This window comes from Stenotrophomonas sp. TWI819, assembly GCF_039673075.1.
GTDB lineage: Bacteria > Pseudomonadota > Gammaproteobacteria > Xanthomonadales > Xanthomonadaceae > Stenotrophomonas > Stenotrophomonas rhizophila_B.
In genome coordinates this window covers 237,629-256,857 of the sequence record NZ_JBDJKY010000002.1, presented here as the reverse complement: position 1 = coordinate 256,857, position 19,229 = coordinate 237,629, and the positions used below count along the sequence as shown (strand labels likewise).

At 66.7% G+C, this 19,229-nt stretch carries 19 protein-coding genes and 1 pseudogene; 13 read left to right on the top strand and 7 right to left on the bottom strand.

The annotated features are described in order from the left end of the window. Window positions 1-87 precede the first annotated feature (87 nt). Complete coding sequence (locus ABE463_RS03800) at window positions 88-912, top strand: DMT family transporter (protein WP_346467313.1); 825 nt, start codon at window positions 88-90, stop codon at window positions 910-912. Between the two features lie 32 nt (window positions 913-944). Here ABE463_RS03800 and rimI read toward each other — a convergent pair whose 3' ends face one another. From rimI to pssA, 3 genes are read right to left on the bottom strand one after another with little or no spacing between them, the layout of a single operon-like run. Next, a complete protein-coding gene (rimI, locus tag ABE463_RS03795) occupies window positions 945-1,442 on the bottom strand; it encodes a ribosomal protein S18-alanine N-acetyltransferase (protein WP_121042847.1) in 498 nt (165 codons plus the stop codon). Next, window positions 1,439-1,921 (bottom strand): hypothetical protein, encoded by a 483-nt coding sequence (locus ABE463_RS03790; RefSeq protein WP_259261786.1) that lies wholly within the window; start codon window positions 1,919-1,921, stop codon window positions 1,439-1,441. Before ABE463_RS03790 ends, rimI begins: the two co-directional genes overlap by 4 nt. Beyond that, window positions 1,918-2,697, bottom strand: coding sequence for a CDP-diacylglycerol--serine O-phosphatidyltransferase (gene pssA / locus ABE463_RS03785; RefSeq protein WP_346467312.1), 780 nt, complete (start codon window positions 2,695-2,697; stop codon window positions 1,918-1,920). Before pssA ends, ABE463_RS03790 begins: the two co-directional genes overlap by 4 nt. A gap of 73 nt (window positions 2,698-2,770) precedes the next feature. Here pssA and ABE463_RS03780 point away from each other — a divergent pair, with 73 nt between their 5' ends. The 3 genes and pseudogenes from ABE463_RS03780 to ABE463_RS03770 all read left to right on the top strand — a co-directional run. Next, window positions 2,771-3,145: a DUF4124 domain-containing protein gene (locus tag ABE463_RS03780; protein WP_346467311.1), complete on the top strand. Its 375-nt coding sequence runs from the start codon at window positions 2,771-2,773 to the stop codon at window positions 3,143-3,145. Between the two features lie 98 nt (window positions 3,146-3,243). Next, a complete protein-coding gene (locus ABE463_RS03775) occupies window positions 3,244-4,935 on the top strand; it encodes a proline--tRNA ligase (protein WP_346467310.1) in 1,692 nt (563 codons plus the stop codon). 152 nt (window positions 4,936-5,087) lie between these two features. Next, window positions 5,088-5,462 (top strand): annotated as a pseudogene (locus ABE463_RS03770) (H-NS histone family protein); the annotation flags it as partial. Window positions 5,463-5,551: 89 nt separating this feature from the next. On the opposite strand, the gene ABE463_RS03765 reads toward ABE463_RS03770, so the two are convergent. Continuing rightward, window positions 5,552-6,811 carry a threonine/serine exporter family protein gene (locus ABE463_RS03765; RefSeq protein ID WP_088432072.1) on the bottom strand — a complete coding sequence of 420 codons (1,260 nt, stop codon included), beginning with the start codon at window positions 6,809-6,811 and terminating at the stop codon, window positions 5,552-5,554. Window positions 6,812-6,971: 160 nt separating this feature from the next. Between ABE463_RS03765 and ABE463_RS03760 the strand changes: the two genes are divergently transcribed. From ABE463_RS03760 to ABE463_RS03745, 4 genes are read left to right on the top strand one after another with little or no spacing between them, the layout of a single operon-like run. Continuing rightward, window positions 6,972-8,084, top strand: a complete 1,113-nt coding sequence (locus tag ABE463_RS03760; protein WP_259261782.1) for an ABC transporter permease — start codon at window positions 6,972-6,974, stop codon at window positions 8,082-8,084. A 3-nt stretch (window positions 8,085-8,087) separates the two neighbouring features. Beyond that, complete coding sequence (locus ABE463_RS03755) at window positions 8,088-8,918, top strand: ABC transporter ATP-binding protein (protein ID WP_346467309.1); 831 nt, start codon at window positions 8,088-8,090, stop codon at window positions 8,916-8,918. Window positions 8,919-8,921: 3 nt separating this feature from the next. Further along, on the top strand, window positions 8,922-9,848 hold the full coding sequence (locus tag ABE463_RS03750) for an MlaD family protein (RefSeq protein ID WP_019182569.1): 927 nt from the start codon (window positions 8,922-8,924) through the stop codon (window positions 9,846-9,848). Then, window positions 9,845-10,504: an ABC-type transport auxiliary lipoprotein family protein gene (locus tag ABE463_RS03745; RefSeq protein WP_346467308.1), complete on the top strand. Its 660-nt coding sequence runs from the start codon at window positions 9,845-9,847 to the stop codon at window positions 10,502-10,504. Before ABE463_RS03750 ends, ABE463_RS03745 begins: the two co-directional genes overlap by 4 nt. Here ABE463_RS03745 and ABE463_RS03740 read toward each other — a convergent pair. Beyond that, complete coding sequence (locus ABE463_RS03740) at window positions 10,482-11,072, bottom strand: alpha-ketoglutarate-dependent dioxygenase AlkB (protein WP_346467307.1); 591 nt, start codon at window positions 11,070-11,072, stop codon at window positions 10,482-10,484. The genes ABE463_RS03745 and ABE463_RS03740 overlap by 23 nt on opposite strands. 126 nt (window positions 11,073-11,198) lie before the next feature. Here ABE463_RS03740 and ABE463_RS03735 point away from each other — a divergent pair, with 126 nt between their 5' ends. Further along, the gene (locus ABE463_RS03735) at window positions 11,199-13,220 is read left to right on the top strand and encodes a glycoside hydrolase family 99-like domain-containing protein (RefSeq protein WP_346467306.1); all 2,022 of its coding nucleotides are present in this window, start codon (window positions 11,199-11,201) and stop codon (window positions 13,218-13,220) included. 21 nt (window positions 13,221-13,241) lie between these two features. Here ABE463_RS03735 and ABE463_RS03730 read toward each other — a convergent pair whose 3' ends face one another. Both ABE463_RS03730 and ABE463_RS03725 read right to left on the bottom strand, forming a co-directional pair. Continuing rightward, the gene (locus ABE463_RS03730; RefSeq protein WP_346467305.1) at window positions 13,242-13,874 is read right to left on the bottom strand and encodes a CoA transferase subunit B; all 633 of its coding nucleotides are present in this window, start codon (window positions 13,872-13,874) and stop codon (window positions 13,242-13,244) included. A gap of 1 nt (window position 13,875) precedes the next feature. Continuing rightward, complete coding sequence (locus ABE463_RS03725; protein WP_265309678.1) at window positions 13,876-14,607, bottom strand: CoA transferase subunit A; 732 nt, start codon at window positions 14,605-14,607, stop codon at window positions 13,876-13,878. 185 nt (window positions 14,608-14,792) lie between these two features. On the opposite strand from ABE463_RS03725, the gene ABE463_RS03720 reads away from it, so the two are divergent. The 4 genes from ABE463_RS03720 to ABE463_RS03705 are packed head-to-tail and all read left to right on the top strand — an operon-like array spanning window position 14,793 to window position 19,229. Continuing rightward, window positions 14,793-16,226 (top strand): UbiA family prenyltransferase, encoded by a 1,434-nt coding sequence (locus ABE463_RS03720; RefSeq protein ID WP_346467304.1) that lies wholly within the window; start codon window positions 14,793-14,795, stop codon window positions 16,224-16,226. Beyond that, entirely contained in the window at window positions 16,226-17,533 is a 1,308-nt protein-coding gene (locus tag ABE463_RS03715; protein WP_346467303.1) for an FAD-binding oxidoreductase, read from the top strand. The genes ABE463_RS03720 and ABE463_RS03715 overlap by 1 nt, the downstream gene beginning before the upstream one ends. A gap of 2 nt (window positions 17,534-17,535) precedes the next feature. Further along, window positions 17,536-18,273 carry an SDR family oxidoreductase gene (locus ABE463_RS03710; RefSeq protein WP_346467302.1) on the top strand — a complete coding sequence of 246 codons (738 nt, stop codon included), beginning with the start codon at window positions 17,536-17,538 and terminating at the stop codon, window positions 18,271-18,273. An 8-nt stretch (window positions 18,274-18,281) separates the two neighbouring features. Beyond that, window positions 18,282-19,229, top strand: coding sequence for an NAD-dependent epimerase/dehydratase family protein (locus ABE463_RS03705; protein ID WP_346467301.1), 948 nt, complete (start codon window positions 18,282-18,284; stop codon window positions 19,227-19,229).

Sequence of the window (19,229 nt, the reverse complement as noted above, 5' to 3'; positions counted from 1 at the left end):
GGGCCCGCCCGCGCGGTTACGGGCCCGATGCCTGCCCATCTGCGGCATGATGCGGGTTCGTCCACGGATTGAATGACCGCCGACACGATGTCGCTGTCCCTCTTCTGCATCGTGCTGTTCGCCGCCCTGCTGCATGCCAGCTGGAACGCGATCGTCAAACGCGGCACCGACACGCTGTTGACCACGATCCTGGTCACCGGCTCGGCGGCGGTGATCGCCGCGATCGCGCTGCCGTTCGTGCCCACACCCGCCGCGCAGAGCTGGCCATGGCTGGCTGCCTCGACCCTGCTCCAAACCGGGTATTACGTGCTTGTCGCGCGTACTTACCAATTGACCGACATGAGCGCGTCCTACCCGCTGATGCGCGGCTGCGCGCCGATCCTGGTCGCGCTGATCAGCACGCTGTTTCTGGGTGAGCGCCTGGCATGGATCGCGTGGGCCGGCATCGGGCTGATCTGCCTGGGCATCCTGTGCATGACCCGCGGCACCTCGCGCCAGCATCTGTGGCTGCCGCTGCTCAATGCCGGTGTCATCGCCACCTACACCTTGGTCGATGGTTGGGGCGCTCGTCACTCCGGCGCCGCGGTGAGCTACACGTTGTGGCTGTTCCTGCTTTCCGGCCTGCCTTTGCCACTGTGGGCGTTGTGCACACGCGCCAGCGCGCTGCGTGACTATGCGCGCCGCAACTGGGGCTACGGCATCACCGGCGGCATCGGCACGCTGGTCTCCTACGGGCTGGCGATGTGGGCCATGACGGTCGCGCCGATCGCGATGATCGCCGCACTGCGCGAAACCTCGATCCTGTTCGGCATCCTGATCTCGGCCTGGCTCCTGCGCGAACGCGTTACCCGCCAACGCTGGATCGCCGCCGGCCTGATCGTGCTCGGGGCGATAGTGCTGCGGATGGCGTAGAGCCCCCCCATGGGTGGCTCTACACCACGCTGTCAGAGCGGCGGCATCACCTGGATGTCGTCGTCGACCAGCTCGATGGCCATCACCAGCGCATCCTCGCGCCCGTCGCGGGCAGGGTAATAGCGCGGCCGGCGGCCGATCTCGTTGAACCCTTCGCTGTGGTACAGCGCCACCGCCGAGGTATTGGACGGGCGCACTTCCAGGAACACCCGGTGCGCACCGTGGTCACGCGCCAGCTTCACCAGCGCGCGCAGCAGGTAGCGGCCGTGACCGCGCGATTGGCACAGCGGGTCCACGCAGATGTTGAGGATATGCGCTTCATCGGCGGCGATGCTGAGCAGGCCATAGCCCATCAGCAGGCCATCCTCTTCCATCGCCAGGCCGGGATAACCGGCACGCAGGCAGTCCTGGAAGATGCCGCGGGTCCACGGGTACGGGTAACCGCGCACCTCGATGGCCATCACCGCATTGAGGTCGCTTTCGCGCAGCGCGCGCAACGACAACGGCCGCGGCGAGCTCACCGCGCTCACGGGCGGCCCCGCTTGCGCAGGGCGCGCAGCTGCGGCCACAACGCGCGCTTGGCGGCGGCACTGCTGCGCAGGTCATCCAGGTTCCAGCTGGCCATCAAGGCCTGGGTGTCCGGCTCGGCCGGGTTGCAGCCGGAGGCGCGCAACAGGGCGATCTGCAGGCGATCGGGCATCCGCACTGCGGCGCGGCGGCCTCCGCCTGCGCGTGCCGGCGTGGCCGCCGGGACGGGCGCCGGCGCGCCTTCTTCGACCGTGCGCGGCGCGCTTCGGCGCACCGGTGCGGGCGCATCCATCGCCGGTGCCGGCCGCGACTGGCGCACGGGCGCGGCCGACTCGGCGAGCGGCGCCGCGCTGAGCTGGACGTCAGGTACCGCAGCGGCCTCCGGCTCGACACTGCCGTCGACGAACACCGTATACCCCATCGCCTGCAGCCAGGACTGCTGCGCCGGCGACCACAATGGCGGCAGCGCCTGCCCGCTCACGCGTTCGGCTCGACCGTCTTGCGGGTGCGCTGCCACACCCAGTAACACGGGCCGGACAAGGCATACACCACGCCCACCGCGAACAGCACGCGCGGCAGATCAATGACCATGATCGCGATGGCGATCGGTACCAGGGCCAGCGCCAGGAACGGCACGCGGTCGGCGCGCGGCCCCCGCTCGCCACTGCCCTTGAAGCTCCAGAAGCGGATCCGGCTGACCATCAGCAGCGCCGACACCAGGGTCACGCCCAGGGCGACATAGCGCAGCTGGTTGCCGTCCCAGCCGAGGTTGCCATCGGCGAAGGCCCAGACGAAGGACATCATCAGGCCGGCCGCGGCCGGGCTCGCCAGGCCGATGAACCAGCGCTTGTCGACCACGGTGACCTGGGTATTGAAGCGGGCCAGGCGCAGCGCGGCGCAGGCGGCGTAGAGGAAGGCGACCGCCCAGCCCACCCGGCCAAGCACCGGATCGTCGAATTTCAGCCACGACAGCGACCAGTGGTACATCACCAGGGCCGGGGCCATGCCGAAGCTGACCAGGTCGGCCAGCGAGTCGTACTGCACACCGAATTCGCTGCTGGTGCCGGTCAGGCGGGCCACGCGGCCGTCCAGGCCATCCATGACCGCCGCGACGAACACCGCGATGGCGGCATTGACGAAGTCGCCGTTGGCCGCGGCGATGATCGCGTAGAAGCCGGCGAACAGGCCTGCGGTGGTGAACAGGTTGGGCAGCAGGTAAATGCTGCGCGAGCGCGGCGGGGGTTTCATCTGATCCATGCGGGGAGTTTAGCTTGCCAGCACCTGCCCCGGGGTGCTGCAATCGCGGTTCTGCCCCGTTCCCGGAGTTGCCATGCGTGCCCTGTCCCGTCTGACCGCCCTGCTGCTGCTCGCCAGTGCCACGGCCAGCGCCGGCACCGTCTACAAGTGGAAAGACGCCAACGGCGTGACCCAGTACTCGGAGAAACCGCCGGCCGGGCAGAAGTACGAGGCCCGCGAGGTCCAGGCCCGCGACCCGGTCCCGCGCGAGACCGCCGCCGCCCCGGCGGAGAACAAGGCCTGCACCGACGCCCGCGGCAACCTCACCCTGCTCAACGGGTCGGGCAAGGTCATGCAGGACACCGATGGTGACGGCAAGGCCGATACCGCGCTGACCGAGGCGCAGCGCAGCGCCCAGAAAACCCTGGCCGAGGCCGCCATCCAGGCCTACTGCACGCCCAAGGCCTGAGCCGCTGAACCGGGTGAAGGGGCCAAAACTGCCCGCAACACCCATCGCGGCGGCCGGACTGGCAGAATATCGGCTTCTGCCGTTCAGCGAAGCCGACGATGCGCCTCTCCCAGTTCCACCTGCACACCACCAAGGAAACCCCCAGCGACGCGGAGCTGACCAGCCACCGCTTGATGCTGCGCGCGGGCATGATCCGCAAGCTGGCCTCGGGGCTGTACACCTGGTCGCCGCTGGGACTGCGCGTGCTGCGCAAGGTCGAGCGCATCGTGCGTGAGGAAATGGAGCGTGCCGGTGCGGTGGAATTCCAGATCCCGACGATCCAGCCCAAGGAACTGTGGGAAGCCACCGGCCGTTGGGAAAAGTTCGGCCCGCAGCTGCTGAAGATCAAGGATCGCAAGGAGCAGGTGTTCTGCTACAGCCCGACCGCTGAAGAAGCCGCCGCCGACTTTGCACGCCAGGAGCTGTCCAGCTACAAGCAACTGCCGGTCAATTTCTTCCAGATCCAGACCAAGTTCCGCGATGAGATCCGGCCGCGCTTCGGCGTGATGCGCTCGCGCGAATTCCTGATGAAGGATGCCTATTCCTTCCACCTGCACGATGAGTGCCTGGTGCGCGAATACGAGAACATGAAGTCGGCCTATAGCCGCATCTTCAGCCGCCTGGGTCTGGATTTCCGCATGGTGCAGGCCGACTCCGGTGCCATCGGTGGCGATGCATCGCAGGAATTCCACGTGATCGCCGATTCGGGCGAAGACGCGCTGGTGTTTTCCACCGGCTCGGATTACGCGGCCAATATGGAAGCGGCCATCGCCGCGGCCCCGGGCGAGCGCCCGGCCGCCAGCGAAGCGCTGCGCAAAATCGATACACCCACGCAGAAAACCTGCGAGGCCGTGGCCGCCCTGCTCGGCCTGGGGCTGGAGCGCACGGTCAAGTCGATCGCGATCATGAGCGAGGCCGGTTTCGTGCTGGCGCTGGTGCGCGGCGATCACGACGTCAATGAAATCAAACTCGGCAAGGTCGAGGGCCTGCAGGGCTACCGCATGGCCAGCGAGGCGGAGATCGCCACGCATCTGGGCAGCGAGCCGGGCTTCCTCGGCCCGCTCAACCCGGCACAGCCGATCCGCATCGTGGCCGACCGTGACGTCGCCGCGCTGGCCGATTTCGTCATCGGTGCCAATGAAGCCGGTTTCCACATCGCCGGCGTCAACTGGGGCCGTGACCTGCCCGAGCCGGAGGTAGCGGATATCCGCAACGCCAAGGCCGGTGACCGCGCCGCCGATGGCGGTGAACTGAAAGTCGCGCGCGGCATCGAAGTCGGCCACGTATTCCAGCTCGGCCGCCAATATGCACAGGCCTTGAATGCAACCGTGCTTGATGAAAACGGCAAGGCCGCAGTACTGGCGATGGGCTGCTACGGCATCGGCATTTCGCGCATCGTCGCCGCGGCGATCGAACAGAATCACGACGACGCCGGCATTATCTGGCCGGATGCGATGGCGCCGTGGCAGGTCGTGGTCTGCATGATCAACCCCAAGCAGGACGAAACGGTGTCGTCCACCGCCTCTGACCTGCTGGCGCAGCTGCAGGCGGCCGGCCTGGATGTGGCGCTGGATGATCGCGGCCTGCGCCCGGGCGCGATGTTCGCCGACATGGAACTGATCGGCGTGCCGCACCGGATCGTGGTGTCCGAGCGCGGCGTCGCCGCCGGTACCTTCGAATACCGCGCGCGCAGCGCGGCCGAAGCGGAGGTCCTCGACCGGGACGCACTGCTGGCAAAATTGACGAAGTGATGACAGGGCCGGGTGCAATATCCCGGCCTTTTCAATGGTGCCGCCGGTTTCAATATGTCCGGTTTGTTTGTGTATTTCGCAAAAGAGAATGTATGCTGTTTCCGATGCCAAGGACCGGCTCACCCTGTCCTTAATACATTGCGGAGTAGTAGATGAGTATCGACCTGAGCGGCCTGTCCGCCAAAGAGCTGGGCGCGCTGATCAAGAACGCCAAGAAGCAGCAGACCATCGTCGCCAAGCGTCCGGCGATCACCAAGGTCCGCGCGCAGCTGACCAAGCTGGCCAAGGCCCAGGGCTATTCGGTGGAAGAGCTGTTCGGCGGCGCCGCCCCGGCCGCACGTGGCCGTGCCGCGAGCAAGGCGACCAAGGCCCCGGCCAAGGCCGTACGCAAGCTCGGCAAGGTCGCCCCGAAGTACCGCAACCCGGCCAACCCGAAGGAAACCTGGACCGGCCGTGGCAAGCAGCCGCGCTGGCTGGCCGCGCATACCGCCAAGGGCAAGAAGGTCGAAGAGTTCCTGATCAAGAAGTAAGCCGGTCAGTCACTGCTGCACATGAAAACGCCGGCCTCGCGCCGGCGTTTTCGTACCCGTTGATCGAGCGCGCGGTGATCGGGGCGTCAGAGATTCTTGCGCGCCGGGATCAGCAGATTGCCGAACAGCAGGCCGGCCACCAGCGCCATCACCACGTTGAGCACCGTCATCAGCACGGTCTGGCCAGCGCTCATGTCCTGCTGCTGGACCAGGGTCAGCACGCCGCGCAGGCTGGTACTGCCGGGCACCAGCATGATGATGCCAGGCAAGCGGATGATCGCGCCCGGGCGCTGCGCCAGCCGACCAAACAGATTGCCTGCGGCGGTGAGCAGCATCGCGGACATGAAAATGCCGGCCGGGATGCCCCACGCCTGTCCGGCGAATTTGGAGATCGCATAGCCGGCGACGGCCGCCGCCATCACCCACGGAAAATCGCGACGGTTGGCCTTGAACAACATCGCGAACGCGAACGCGGCCAGCAGCAACGCGCCCCATTCGACCCAATCGGCCTGCGGCCGCGAGGCGCGCACCAGCGGCTCCAGCCCGACGATGCCCGACAGCGTCACTGCGATCACCGCGCCCACTGTCAGTTTCAGAATCGTGGTCACCGCACCGGCAAACCGTGCCGTGCCGGAGACCCAGTGCTGGCTGGCCAGCTCGTTGACCGCATTGGTCAGCGACATCCCGGGCAGCAGCACCACCAGCGAGGCGATGATCACCGTGTTGAGGTTGAGCGCCCCGATGAAGGAAGCCACCAGGGTCGCCACCGAGCCGGCCAGCAGCGCCGCCAATGCTTCATTGGCCTCGCGCGTGGCCGGGCGGCGGTCGGTATACATGCCCATGACGCCGATCAGCAGGCCGATCACGCCGGCGGTGGCGATGTCCAGCCACGGCAGCTTCCACAGGCCGGCCACGCCTGCCGCGCCCAGGCTGTAGGAAAGAATGGTGCGGATCTTGCCCCAGCGGCCCGGATCCTTGTCCAGCTGGCGCAGCGCGGTGTGGCCCTGCGCGATGCTCATGGTGCCATTGGCCACCGCATCAGTGATCTGATCGGCGATGCTGAGTTTATGCAGGTCGTTCTCGCCCGGTGCCAGCCGGATCACGCGGGTGATGTCCGATGAACCGATCGCCTTGGTAGGGTCGCTGAAACTCAGGATCAGGCCGGTCGGGTTAGACCACGGCTCACAATCCAGGTCCAGACGCTGCGCCAGCGCGACCACGGCCGCTTCCAGCCGCTGCGCGGTGGTGCCATAGCTGTGCAGGCGCCCGGCCATTTCCGAAACGAAGGCCACGCGCTGTGCGTAGGTGGCCGGTGGTGCAACGATGGTGGGGGCGTCGGCAGACATGCGGCGTAGTATTACCCGAACACGCCCCGGCCTGAAGAATCCCGGTGTCATCGCATCGCGGCATGGCGCCCGCGGTGTGGCCGAGCGACGCGTTCAGCCCCGTCCGGCGCATACGCGAGCCATGCACCCGGACAGGTTATGCTGCGCGCAGGACGCCTACATGACCTCAGACCAAGCCCCCCATCTCGAGCAGGATGCCCAGGACCCCGGTCTGATCCGGTTGTCTGGTCATTGGACTTTACGCACCGCGCTGGACGCGGCCGAAGTGCTGCGTGGCCTTCCGGAGAAGGTGACCGGTCTGGATGCCAGCGGGATCACCGCGCTCGACTCGGCCGGCGTGCTGCAGCTGCTGCGCGTCGCGCACCGCGCCGATCTCGGCGAAGACGCGGTGACGTTCCGCGAGGAGCATCGTGCGCTGGTCTCGACCATCGAGGAAGTCGCCGACGACCGGCCCAAGGCCAAGCGCGACTTCGGTGTGCTGGCCGCACTGGAACGGCTGGGTGTCAGCGTGCATGGCATGGGCCACAACATCGTGGCCCTGGCCAGTTTCCTGGGCGAGAACCTGGTCAAGGGTGCGCGCCTGATCAAGGAACCGCGCCGATTCCGTCTCACCGCCACCGTGGCCCAGATGGAACAGGTCGGCCTGGATGCGGTGCCGCTGGTGGCCCTGCTGTCCTATCTGGTGGGCGCGGTGATCGCCTTCCTCGGCTCGACGATCCTGCGCGACTTCGGCGCCGAGATCTATGTGGTCGAACTGGTCAGCATCGCCTTCCTGCGCGAGTTCGCCGTGCTGTTGACCGCCATCGTGCTGGCCGGCCGGACCGCCAGTGCGTTCACCGCGCAGATCGGTGCGATGAAGGCGCGCGAAGAAATCGACGCGATGAAGACGCTGGGCCTGGACCCGGTCGATCTGCTGGTGCTGCCGCGGTTGATCGCCCTGCTGATCACCCTGCCGCTGCTGACCTTCATTGCCATGGTCGCCGGCCTGGCCGGTGGCATCACCGTGGGCGCGTTCGATCTGGATATCCCGCCGCAGATGTACATCGCGCGGATGCACGACACCATGGAAGTACGCAACATGCTGGTGGGCCTGTCCAAGGCGCCGGTGTTCGCGCTGGTGATCGGCCTGATCGGCTGCCTGGAAGGCCTGAAAGTCGAGGGTACCGCGCAGTCGGTCGGCGAGCGCACCACCTCCAGCGTGGTGCAGGCCATTTCCCTGGTGATCATCCTCGACGCGTTCGCCGCGCTGTGGTTCATGAAGATGGGCTGGTAACCGATGATCACCGATACCGCCCCGGCCCCTGAGCGCGATGACGCCGCCACCGATGACGGTGAACTGCTGATCCGCGTGCGTGGGCTGACCAACCGTTTCGGCGCCCAGGTGGTACACGACGGGCTGGACCTGGATGTGCGCCGCGGCGAGATTCTCGGCGTGGTCGGCGGCTCGGGGACCGGCAAATCGGTGTTGATGCGCAGCATCCTCGGCCTGCGCACGCCGGACGATGGCCAGATCGAGGTGCTGGGCGTCGATGCCCGCTCCAGCGATCCGGCCAACCGCCTGCATATCGAACGCAACACCGGCGTGTTGTTCCAGGATGGTGCGCTGTTCTCCTCGCTGACCGTGGGCGAGAACGTGCAGGTGCCGTTGAAGGAACATCACGGCGAGCTGCCCGAGCGCTGGCATTACGAACTGGCCCTGCTCAAGGTCAAGCTGGCCGGCCTGCCGGCCGATGCGATCAACAAGCTGCCCTCGCAGTTGTCCGGCGGCATGCGCAAACGCGCTGGCCTGGCCCGGGCGCTGGCGCTGGACCCGCCGCTGCTGTTCCTGGATGAGCCCACCGCCGGGCTGGACCCGATCGGCGCGGCCGCCTTCGACCGCCTGATCAAGACCCTGCAGGAAGCGCTGGGCCTGACTGTCTTCCTGATCACACATGATCTGGACACGCTGTATGCGATCTGTGACCGGGTGGCGGTGCTGGCCGACAGGAAAGTCATCGCCAATGCCCCGCTGCACGAGATCGAACAACTGGACCACCCGTGGATCCAGGAGTACTTCCACGGACCGCGCGCGCGTGCTGCGCGCGATGCAAAGCACGAGAGCGAGTAAGCCATGGAAACCAAAGCCAATTACGTCCTGATCGGCGCCTTCACCCTGATAGTGGGCCTGGCGCTGCTGGCCTTCGGCCTGTGGGCCGCCAAGTACTCTTCAGACCGCACCTGGACCGAGTACCGCGTGGTCTTCCGCGAGGCCGTCACCGGCCTGTCGGTGGGCAGCCCGGTGCAATACAACGGCATCGCGGTCGGCTCGATCACCGAGTTGAACCTGGTGCCGGATGATCCGCGCCAGGTCGTCGCGCGGATCCGCCTGAACTCCAATACCCCGGTCAAGACCGACACCCGCGCCAAGCTGGCGATCACCAGCCTGACCGGTCCGTCGATCATCCAGCTCAGCGGCGGTACGCCCCAGTCCCCCGCGCTGACCGCCGTCAACAAGGACCCGGCCCCGATCATCCCGACCACCCCGTCGGCGCTGCAGAACATCACCGACGTAGCCAACCGCATCGTCGAGCGCATGGACCAGGTGCTCAGCGACCGCAATGTGGCCAGCATCAACGCGACCCTGGCCAATCTGGAAACCATCAGCGGCGGCCTGGCCGACCGTGACCAGGGCACCCAGGCGCTGCTGCTCAGCGCGCGCGATGCCGCGCGCAGCCTGGATGTCACCCTGAAGAGCACCAACGGCACCATCCAGCGGCTGGACAAGAATCTGGTGCAGCAGTTGCCGCCGATCCTGGACAAGCTGGAGACCACGCTGAGCAAGCTGGACTCGGCCGCCGGCAACGCCGACTCGATCCTTGGCGAGAACCGCGCCGCGATCAACAGCTTCGCCAACGATGGCCTGGCCCAGCTCGGCCCGACCCTGACCGAGCTGCGTGGACTGATCCGCGACCTGCGCCGGGTCAGCGACCGCCTGGACAACAACCCGGCACGCTACCTGCTCGGCCGTGACGCACCCAAGGAGTTCGAACCCAAATGAGCCGCCCGACCTTCTTCCGGCCCCTGCTGCCGATCGCCCTGATCGCCGCGCTCGGCGGCTGCTCGCTGCTGGGCAGCAACGAACGCAGTGCGGTGACCATCTATTCGCCCGTGGTCCGCATCCAGGCCGACCCGAGCTGGCCGACCGTCGACTGGCAGCTGGTACTGGTCAAGCCCAGCGCCGCGCGGGTGGTCGACAGCCCGCGCATCAACGTGCGCCCGACCCCCTCCGAGCTGGAGGTCTACAAGGGCGTGAGCTGGGCCCAGCCGGCCACCGACATGCTCGATGACGCGCTGGTGCGCGGCTTCGAGGACTCGGGCCGTATCAACGGCGTCGCCCGCGTCACCACCGGCATCCGCGCCGACTACAAACTGGCGATGGACGTGCGTCGCTTCGAAGCCGACTACCGCGGCCAGGCCACGCCGACCGCGCTGATCGAGGTCAACGCCAAGCTGATTCACGTGATCGACCAGCGCGTGGTCGCCGACCGCACCTTCCGCCAGGAAAACCCGGTCGGCAGCACCGACGTCGCCCAGGTCACCACCGCGCTGGAACAGGGGCTGCAGACGCTGACCACGAACGTGGTGGGCTGGACGCTGGTCACCGGTGAGCAGGATCACGCCCGCAGTGCGGTCACCCCTGCCCGGGTGCGTTGATCCAGCGGAACGTGAGATTGAGGCGCTCGGCCAGCGGCCGGGCGCTCTTGGGCAGGGAATGCTGGTAAAGGCGCTGGGTCTGCCCGCCCATCACCAGCAGATCGCCATGGTCGAGCAGCACCTCGGCCTTCTTCGCATGGTCGTCCCGACGCCGCAGCAGGAACCGCCGCGCCGCGCCCAGAGTCAGTGACGCGATCACCGGGGCCGGCCCCAGTTCGGGTTCGTTGTCGCTGTGCCAGCCCATCCCATCATCGCCATCGCGGTAGCGGTTGAGCAGCACGCTGTTGAACGCGTGGCCACAGAAGGTCGCCAGCTGATCGCGCAGCGGCAGCAGCGCCGGATGCCAGGGCTGCGGCACGAATTCGGTACCGGAATAGCGGTAGCGCGCCGCCGGGTCGCCCATCCAGCAGCTCAGCCGCGGGGAATCGACCTGGCGGCCGAACATGCGGATCTTGTGCACCTCCCACGGGACGTCGTCGCGGAGGGCGCGCTGGAGGGTGTCGGCGGCGGCGTGGGGCAGCCAGTGGCGGTGCCAGTGCACCTGGGCGTCGGGGAGGTGGAGATCCATGGGGTGACGCTAGCACGCCGGGATTTGCCCATGCGCAGGCAAACCCCGAGAATGGCGACCAACCCGTTGTACCGCTGGAGCCTGCATGCCTGCTGTTGTTTTCCCCTGGATCGAGGCCCGTCGCGCGTGAGCACGATCAAGGCCAGGCTGCGCCAAGTGGTCTTCGTCGCGCTGCGCGCCGGATTCCGGGCATTGCCGCTGACCGATGGTCAGCGTGATCGGCTTCGCGCACGCTTCCTGCGCGACCACGGCGACTGGGTCCCGCCACCGCCCCGCGGCCGCAGCGCTGCTGCGGCCGCTACCGCCCATCGTCCTCCGCAGCGCGCCGATGAGCCCGCAATCGGCCATGTACCGCATCGGGTGGAGGCCTTGCCCGCGCAGCTGCCCGCCACACTCGTGGCGTTCTACCTGCCGCAGTTCCATCCGTTCGCCGAAAACGATGCGTGGTGGGGCAAGGGCTTCACCGAATGGCGCAATGTCACCCGCGCCCTGCCCCAGTTCGAGGGCCACATCCAGCCGCGCCTGCCTGCTGACCTGGGATTCTATGATCTGCGCAACCCGCAGATCATGCGCGACCAGGCGCAGCTGGCCGGCGAGTACGGCATCGGCGCGTTCTGCTTCTACTACTACTGGTTCAGCGGCACCACGTTGATGGAAGCACCTCTGCGCCAGTGGCTGGCCGATGACAGCATCGACCTGCCGTTCTGCCTGTGTTGGGCCAACGAGAACTGGGCCCGGCGCTGGGACGGTCGCGACGAGGACATCCTGATCGGGCAGCAGCACAGCGCCGAAGATGACCTGGCCTTCATCGCCCACGTCGCCGACTACCTGCGTGACCGCCGTGCATTGAAAGTCGACGGTAAGCCCATGCTGCTGGTCTACCGTCCGCACCTGCTACCCGATGCTCGCGCGACCGCCCAGCGCTGGCGGCAGTGGTGCCTGGACAACGGCATCGGCGAGATTCATCTGGCGTATGTACAGGGCTTTGAACGCCCGGATCCACGCGACATCGGATTCGACGCGGCTGTCGAGTTCCCGCCGAACATGAGCAACCCGCGCTCGCTAACGGCCGACCAGTATCTGATCAATCCGGATTTTGAAGGTGATGTGCGCGACTGGCGCGAGCTGGCCGCAGAGATCGCCGCGCGTCCGCTGCCGCCCTACACGCTTTACCCCGGGGTCAATCCGGGCTGGGACAATGAAGCGCGCCGTTCCGGCAAAGGCCGCGTCTATCTGCATGCCTCACCACGCGGTTATGGCGACTGGTTGTCGGCCACCGTGCACACACGTCTGGCCGCGGTGCCGGCCGACCGGCGGATGGTGTTCATCAACGCGTGGAATGAGTGGGCCGAGGGCGCGGTGCTGGAGCCGGATGCACGGCTAGGGCATGCATATCTCGATGCAACACGGCGCGCATTGATAGAGCTGCAAGCGCCTATGGCGACCGAGGCCTATGCCGTGATTGAGACGATCAATCCAGCTCGGCTTTCAAGCGCATTGGAGCAGTTGGGCGAGAGCCTGAGCATCCGGCGGATCTTCGTCGTCACTACGCGAGCAGCAAGCCCGGCACTGGCGTCTCTCCTCACCGGAAAGCAGCCACCAGGGAGAATCGAACTGGTGGTTTCGGACGCGCTGCCACTGGTGTCGTTCCTGCAGATCGTGGATCGCCTGCCTGGGCAGCAGCACGCCTCGGTGCTCCGGCTGCAGTTGGACAAGGAAACATTGGCGCAGGACGGCGCACTCCAGAGTACGTTGACCGCATTGTCCGGGTCTGCGATCGAGCGCGCTTTGGCTGCACTCGCCAGCGATACCTCTCTCGGCCTGTTGTGGATCGGCACGAGCGAGGCCGGGCAACCGCACGCGGAGGCCATTGAATGGTCGCGCGTCCGCGCACGTCTTGGGATCACGGCTGCCCCTCCCAGCCGGGCGCGTACCCGTGCGCCATTGCATTACTGGATCAGGCTGCAGGCCTTGCGGCCGATCCTGGACGCTCATCTGCTGCCGAGCGAACTTCAAGCGTTTCGGACAGGCTCACCTGCCATGTTCGCCCAGGTTCTGGAGGTCATGCTGCACGAGGTGGTGGCCTACGCGGGCTTCACCTGCCTCACCCAGCAGAGCCAGTCCACCGGGCAGAACGATCCTGGCTGATTGCCAGGATCGCCCACCGGGTTACCCGCCGTGGAACGCCACGCCGGTCTTTTCCTTCAACTCCTCGATACCCACGCCCGGGGCTGCTTCGACCAGCACCAAGCCCTTGTCGGTGACATCGAACACGGCCAGCTCGGTGATGATGCGATCGACCACGCCCACACCGGTCAGCGGCAGCGTGCACTCGGGCAGAATCTTGTGCTCGCCGCTCTTGGCGGTGTGCTCCATCAGCACCACCACGCGCTGCACGCCGGCGACCAGATCCATCGCCCCACCCATGCCCTTGACCATCTTGCCAGGCACCATCCAGTTGGCCAGGTCGCCCTTGTCGGTCACCTGCATCGCGCCGAGGATGGCCAGGTTGATGTGGCCGCCGCGGATCATCGCGAAGCTGTCGTGGCTGCCGAAGTAGCTGGCACCCGCACGCGCGGTCACCGTCTGCTTGCCAGCATTGATCAGGTCTGCGTCGACCTCTGCCTCGGTCGGGAACGGGCCGATGCCGAGCAGGCCATTTTCGGACTGCAGCCAGACATCCACACCGTCGGGAATGTGGTTGGCGACCAAGGTCGGCAGGCCGATACCCAGGTTCACGTAAGCGCCGTCGGTCAGTTCGCGCGCGGCGCGTTGTGCCATTTCATCGCGGGTCCAGGCCATCTCAGTTCGCCTCCTGGCGCACGGTTCGCTGTTCGATACGCTTCTCGGGATGCGGGTTGTGCACGATGCGGTGCACGTAGATGCCCGGCAGATGCACCTGATCCGGATCTATGCTGCCCACCGGCACCACCTCTTCCACTTCCACGATGCACAGCTTGCCGGCCATCGCGCAGGCCGGGTTGAAGTTGCGCGCGGTCTTGCGGAACACCAGGTTGCCGGCCTCGTCGGCCTTCCACGCCTTGACCAGTGCGATGTCCGCGCGCAGCGCGGTCTCCATCACATAGTGCTTGCCGTCGAACTCGCGGGTTTCCTTGCCCTCGGCCACCACCGTGCCGTAGCCGGTGGCAGTGAAGAACGCCGGGATGCCGGCGCCACCGGCGCGCAACCGCTCGGCCAGGGTGCCCTGCGGGTTGAACTCCAGTTCGAGCTCACCGGCCAGGTACTGGCGTTCGAATTCCTTGTTCTCACCCACATAGGACGAGATCATTTTCCGGATCTGGCGGGTGGTCAGCAGCTGGCCGAGGCCAAAGCCATCGACGCCCGCATTGTTGGAGATCACGGTCAGATCCTTGGCACCGGTATCGCGCAGCGCGGCGATCAGTGCTTCGGGGATACCGCATAGGCCGAACCCGCCGACCGCCAGGGTCTGACCATCGGCGACAGCGCCCTGCAGCGCTTCCGCCGCACTGGCGTATTGCTTTCCGCGCCGCTTGGCGGCACTGGTGTTTTCCATGGTTGCGCCCTGCTGGTGAACAAACGCCCATTCTACCGGGAGCTCTGGCGTTGGCTCGGCTGCACCGCAGCAAAGCACCCCGCCGACAGAGCATGGAGCACCTTAGCCAGCGCCGCACACGGCTCGGCTTGGCGGGGCAGCTACAATTCCCCCATGCACGTTCTCCTGCCCTGCTCATGTCCCTGATGCCTTCCTCCCCCGTTGCCGACGCACCGGACCTCGCGCTGTGCGTGGATCTGGACGGTACGTTGCTGGACTCGGACATCCTGTATGAGTCGCTGCTGGCCCTGCTGGCGCGGCAGCCGCTGTACCTGTTCCTGCTGCCGTTCTGGCTGATCCAGGGCAAGGCCGCCCTGAAACGTCAGATCGCAGCGCGGGTCACCTTGGCGCCGGAACACCTGCCCTACAACCCGCAGGTGCTGGAACTGCTGCGCAACACGACGCAGCGACCGCGGGTGCTGTGCACGGCCTCCGATGCGCTGCTTGTCGCGCCCATCGCCGCGCACCTGGGCCTGTTTGAACGCGTCATGGCCAGCGATGGCGAGCACAATCTGTCCGGGACGCGGAAGGCGAAGGCGCTGGTCGACGCATTCGGCGAACGCGGCTTCGATTACGTCGGGAACGGCAAGGTCGACCTGGCCGTGTGGCGGCGGGCCGCCGGTGCCTGGGTCGTCAACAATGACGACCGTTTGGCCCGCGCTGCTGCGGAGCACACCCCTGTGCACGCGCATTGGCCCGCGCCGCCGCGTGCAGGTGCCTGGGTCAAGGCGCTGCGCCTGCACCAATGGCTCAAGAACCTGCTGGTGTTCGTCCCGCTGCTGACCGCGCACCGCTTCCTGGAGCCGCAGGCGGTGGTGCAGTCACTGTTGGCGTTCGTCGCGTTCAGTCTGTGCGCCTCCGGCGTGTACGTACTCAATGACCTGCTCGACCTGGGCGCGGACCGGGAGCACCAGCGCAAGCGCAGGCGCCCCTTTGCCGCCGGCCGGCTGCCGCTGCTGCATGGGCTGCTGGTCGCCCCGCTGCTGACCGCGGCCGGGTTGCTGGTGGCGCTGGCCTGCAGCCCGGGCTTCGCCGCTGTGCTGCTCATATACTACGCAGCCACCCTGGCTTACTCGCTGCGACTCAAGCGCGTCGTCATGCTTGACGTGGTGCTGCTCGCCGGCCTGTATACGGTGCGGATCATTGGCGGCACGATTGCCATCAATGCCGAACTGTCGTTCTGGCTGCTGGCCTTCAGCATGTTCATTTTTCTCTCGCTGGCGCTGCTCAAGCGCTACACCGAACTGCACGCCATGCTGGCTCGTGGGAAGACCATGGCAAGCGGGCGTGGCTACGGGGTGGATGACCTGCCTTTGCTGCAATCGCTCGGGGCCGCCGCCGGTTACATCGCAGTGATGGTGATGGCGCTCTATATCAACAGCCCCGAGAGCATCGAGCTGTACCGCAATCCCAAACTGCTGTGGTTCATCTGCCCGGTGCTGCTGTATTGGGTCAGCCGGGCCTGGGTGATCGCGCATCGTGGTGACATGCACGACGATCCGATCGTGTTCGCAGCCACCGACCGCCCCAGCCAGGTGGTCGCCCTGCTGTGCGCGCTGTTCGCGCTGGTGGCGATCTGATGCGCGACGACGGCGATTCCTGGGGGCGCTACCCACGCGCCGAGCACACCCGTGTCTCGCTGCATGATCGTCTGCACGCATTGCCGGAAATCGCCGGCAGCGCGCTGCCCTATGGCAACGGCCGCAGCTACGGCGACAGCTGCCAGAACCCGGGCGGCACATTGCTGCGCACACGCGGGCTTGACCGATTCATCGCGTTCGATCCGGTATCCGGCCGCCTCCAATGCGAAGCCGGTGCCACGCTTGAGGACATCATCTCGCTAGTGCTGCCACAGGGGTGGTTCCTGCCGGTGACGCCAGGCACGTCCCAGGTCACGGTCGGTGGTGCGATCGCCAATGATGTGCACGGCAAGAATCATCACCGCTGCGGAAACTTCGGCCATCACGTGGTCGCTTTCGAGCTGCTGCGCAGCGACGGCAGTCGCCGCGTGTGCCGTGCCGACGACGACGCCGAGGGCTGGTTCGCGGCGACCGTGGGGGGGCTGGGCCTGACCGGCCTGGTGACCTGGGCCGAACTGCAGCTGCGCCGCGTGCCGGGCACCAGCCTGGAGGTGGAGAACATCCGTTTCGGGTCGCTGGCCGAGTTCTTCTCGCTGTCCCAGGCGTCGGCGCTTACCCACGAGTACACGGTGGCGTGGATCGACTGCCTGGCACGCGGGCGCAGCCTGGGGCGAGGCCATTTCACCCGCGCCGACCATGCGGCGCAGCGCGCGGAGGAACGGCCGACGGCGCCGCGCCGTCGGCCGGCAATGCCCCTGACGCCGCCGATTTCGCTGGTCAATCGACTCACCCTGCGTCCGTTCAATGCCTTGTACTACTGGCGCCAGCCGGCCCGGCGCAAGCGCTCGGTAGCGCACCTGCTGCCGTTCTTCCATCCGCTGGACAGCATCGGCCATTGGAACCGCATGTACGGTCCGGCGGGTTTCCTGCAGTATCAGTGCGTGCTGCCACCGGCCACCGCGGCTGATGGGGTGGCGGCGCTGTTGCAGGATATCGCCCGCAGCGGCCACGGCTCGTTCCTGGCCGTGCTCAAACAGTTCGGCGACACGCCATCGCGCGGCATGCTGTCCTTCCCGCGCCCGGGCACCACACTGGCCCTCGATTTCCCCAACAGTGGGCCTGCGGTGTTTCAGCTGCTGGACCGCCTGGACCGGATCGTCGATGCCGCCGGCGGCGCTCTGTATCCCGCAAAGGATGCGCGCATGTCGGCCCACGCTTTCCAGCACGCCTATCCGCACTGGCAGGCATTTTCGCGTTTCATCGATCCGCGTTTTTCATCCGGCTTCTGGCGCCGGGTCACGGAGTAAGCATGCAGAAGATCCTCATCATCGGCGCGACGTCCGCCATCGCCGAAGCGGTCGCCCGGCGCTATGCCGCCCGGGGTGCGACGCTGTTCCTGGTGGCACGCAACACCGCGCGGCTATCAGTGATCAGCGCCGATCTTGCCGTGCGCGGTGCGGCGCAGGTCCACGAGTACGCGCTGGACATCAATGACCTGGCCGGGCACGCCGGCATGATCGAACAGGCCTGGACGTCACTGGGGCGTCCGGACGTGGTGCTGGTTGCTCACGGCACCCTGCCCGACCAGGCCGAGTGCGAAGCCTCGGTGGAGGTATTCCTCTCGGAATTCTCCACCAACGGCGGCGCCACCATGGCGCTGCTGGGACCGGTCGCCAACCGCTTGGACGAGGCCGGCGCCGGCACACTGGCGGTGATCACGTCGGTGGCGGGTGACCGGGGACGCCAGAGCAACTATGCCTATGGCGCGGCCAAGGCGGCGACCAGTGCCTTCCTCAGCGGCCTGCGCCAGCGACTGCACAAACGCGGCGTGGCCGTAGTGGATATCCGCCCGGGCTTCGTGGATACGCCGATGACCGCACACCTGCGAAAGGGCCCGCTATGGGCGAGCCCCGACCAGGTAGCCAAGCGCATCATCGGCGGCATCGGGCGTGGCACACCGGTGTTGTATGCACCCGGCTTCTGGCGTCTGATCATGCTGGTGATCCGCCTGCTGCCGCAGGCCGTGTTCAACCGGATCTCGCTGTGAGTACTGCCATGTCCAATGTGTTTGACCAGAAGATCGTCATTCCTGGTGGCGCCGGCCTGGTCGGACAGAATCTGGTGGCCATTCTCCTGCGCCAGGGCTACCGCAACCTGGTGGTGATCGATAAGCACGAGGCGAACCTCGCGATCCTGCGCCGCATGCACCCGGCACTGGTGACCGCGCTGGCCGACCTGGCCGATCCCGGCGCATGGGAAGAGCACTTCGTCGGCGCCGATGCGGTGGTGATGCTGCAGGCACAGATCGGCGGCACCGATCCCCTGCCGTTCGTGCGCAACAACATCACGGCAACCCACAACATCCTCAGCGCGATCCAACGTCATGCCGTGCCCTACACCGTGCATGTCAGTTCGTCCGTGGTGTGCTCGGTGGCAGAGGATGACTACACCCGTACCAAGCGCGAGCAGGAGCAGTTGGTCGCCGGCAGCGGCATCGCCGCAGTGATCCTGCGACCGACGCTGATGTTCGGCTGGTTTGATCGCAAGCACCTGGGCTGGTTGTCGCGCTTCATGCGCAAGGTACCGGTTTTCCCCATCCCCGGCGACGGCCGCTTCATGCGCCAGCCGCTGTATGCGGGCGATTTCGCCGCCATCATCGCCAGCTGCCTGCGCTCGCGGATGGCCGGCCAGCGCTACAACATCACCGGCCTGGAGAAGGTCGACTATGTGGACATCATCGCGCAGATCAAACGCAGCACCGGTGCACGGTCGATCCTGCTGCACATCCCCTACGGCCTGTTCCACGTGTTGCTGAAAACCTGGGCGCTGTTCGACCGCGACCCGCCGTTCACTGCGGCCCAATTGAAGGCCCTGGTCGCGCACGATGAGTTCGAGGTGATCGACTGGCCGGGCATCTTCGGCGTGCAGCCGACCCCGTTCGCCGAGGCGATCGAGGCGACCTTCAACGATCCCGAGTACGGCGACATCACCCTGGAGTTCTGA

Excerpts from the sequence above, each read along its gene's own strand:
- ABE463_RS03765 (WP_088432072.1), bottom strand. The coding sequence starts at position 6,811 with ATGTCTGCCGACGCCCCCACCATCGTTGCACCACCGGCCACCTACGCA.
- ABE463_RS03755 (WP_346467309.1), top strand. The coding sequence starts at position 8,088 with ATGATCACCGATACCGCCCCGGCCCCTGAGCGCGATGACGCCGCCACC.
- ABE463_RS03780 (WP_346467311.1), top strand. The coding sequence starts at position 2,771 with ATGCGTGCCCTGTCCCGTCTGACCGCCCTGCTGCTGCTCGCCAGTGCC.
- ABE463_RS03715 (WP_346467303.1), top strand. The coding sequence starts at position 16,226 with ATGCGCGACGACGGCGATTCCTGGGGGCGCTACCCACGCGCCGAGCAC.
- ABE463_RS03730 (WP_346467305.1), bottom strand. The coding sequence starts at position 13,874 with ATGGCCTGGACCCGCGATGAAATGGCACAACGCGCCGCGCGCGAACTG.
- pssA (WP_346467312.1), bottom strand. The coding sequence starts at position 2,697 with ATGGATCAGATGAAACCCCCGCCGCGCTCGCGCAGCATTTACCTGCTG.
- ABE463_RS03760 (WP_259261782.1), top strand. The coding sequence starts at position 6,972 with ATGACCTCAGACCAAGCCCCCCATCTCGAGCAGGATGCCCAGGACCCC.
- ABE463_RS03710 (WP_346467302.1), top strand. The coding sequence starts at position 17,536 with ATGCAGAAGATCCTCATCATCGGCGCGACGTCCGCCATCGCCGAAGCG.
- ABE463_RS03720 (WP_346467304.1), top strand. The coding sequence starts at position 14,793 with ATGCCTTCCTCCCCCGTTGCCGACGCACCGGACCTCGCGCTGTGCGTG.
- ABE463_RS03740 (WP_346467307.1), bottom strand. The coding sequence starts at position 11,072 with ATGGATCTCCACCTCCCCGACGCCCAGGTGCACTGGCACCGCCACTGG.
- ABE463_RS03750 (WP_019182569.1), top strand. The coding sequence starts at position 8,922 with ATGGAAACCAAAGCCAATTACGTCCTGATCGGCGCCTTCACCCTGATA.
- ABE463_RS03800 (WP_346467313.1), top strand. The coding sequence starts at position 88 with ATGTCGCTGTCCCTCTTCTGCATCGTGCTGTTCGCCGCCCTGCTGCAT.
- ABE463_RS03745 (WP_346467308.1), top strand. The coding sequence starts at position 9,845 with ATGAGCCGCCCGACCTTCTTCCGGCCCCTGCTGCCGATCGCCCTGATC.
- ABE463_RS03725 (WP_265309678.1), bottom strand. The coding sequence starts at position 14,607 with ATGGAAAACACCAGTGCCGCCAAGCGGCGCGGAAAGCAATACGCCAGT.
- ABE463_RS03705 (WP_346467301.1), top strand. The coding sequence starts at position 18,282 with ATGTCCAATGTGTTTGACCAGAAGATCGTCATTCCTGGTGGCGCCGGC.
- ABE463_RS03775 (WP_346467310.1), top strand. The coding sequence starts at position 3,244 with ATGCGCCTCTCCCAGTTCCACCTGCACACCACCAAGGAAACCCCCAGC.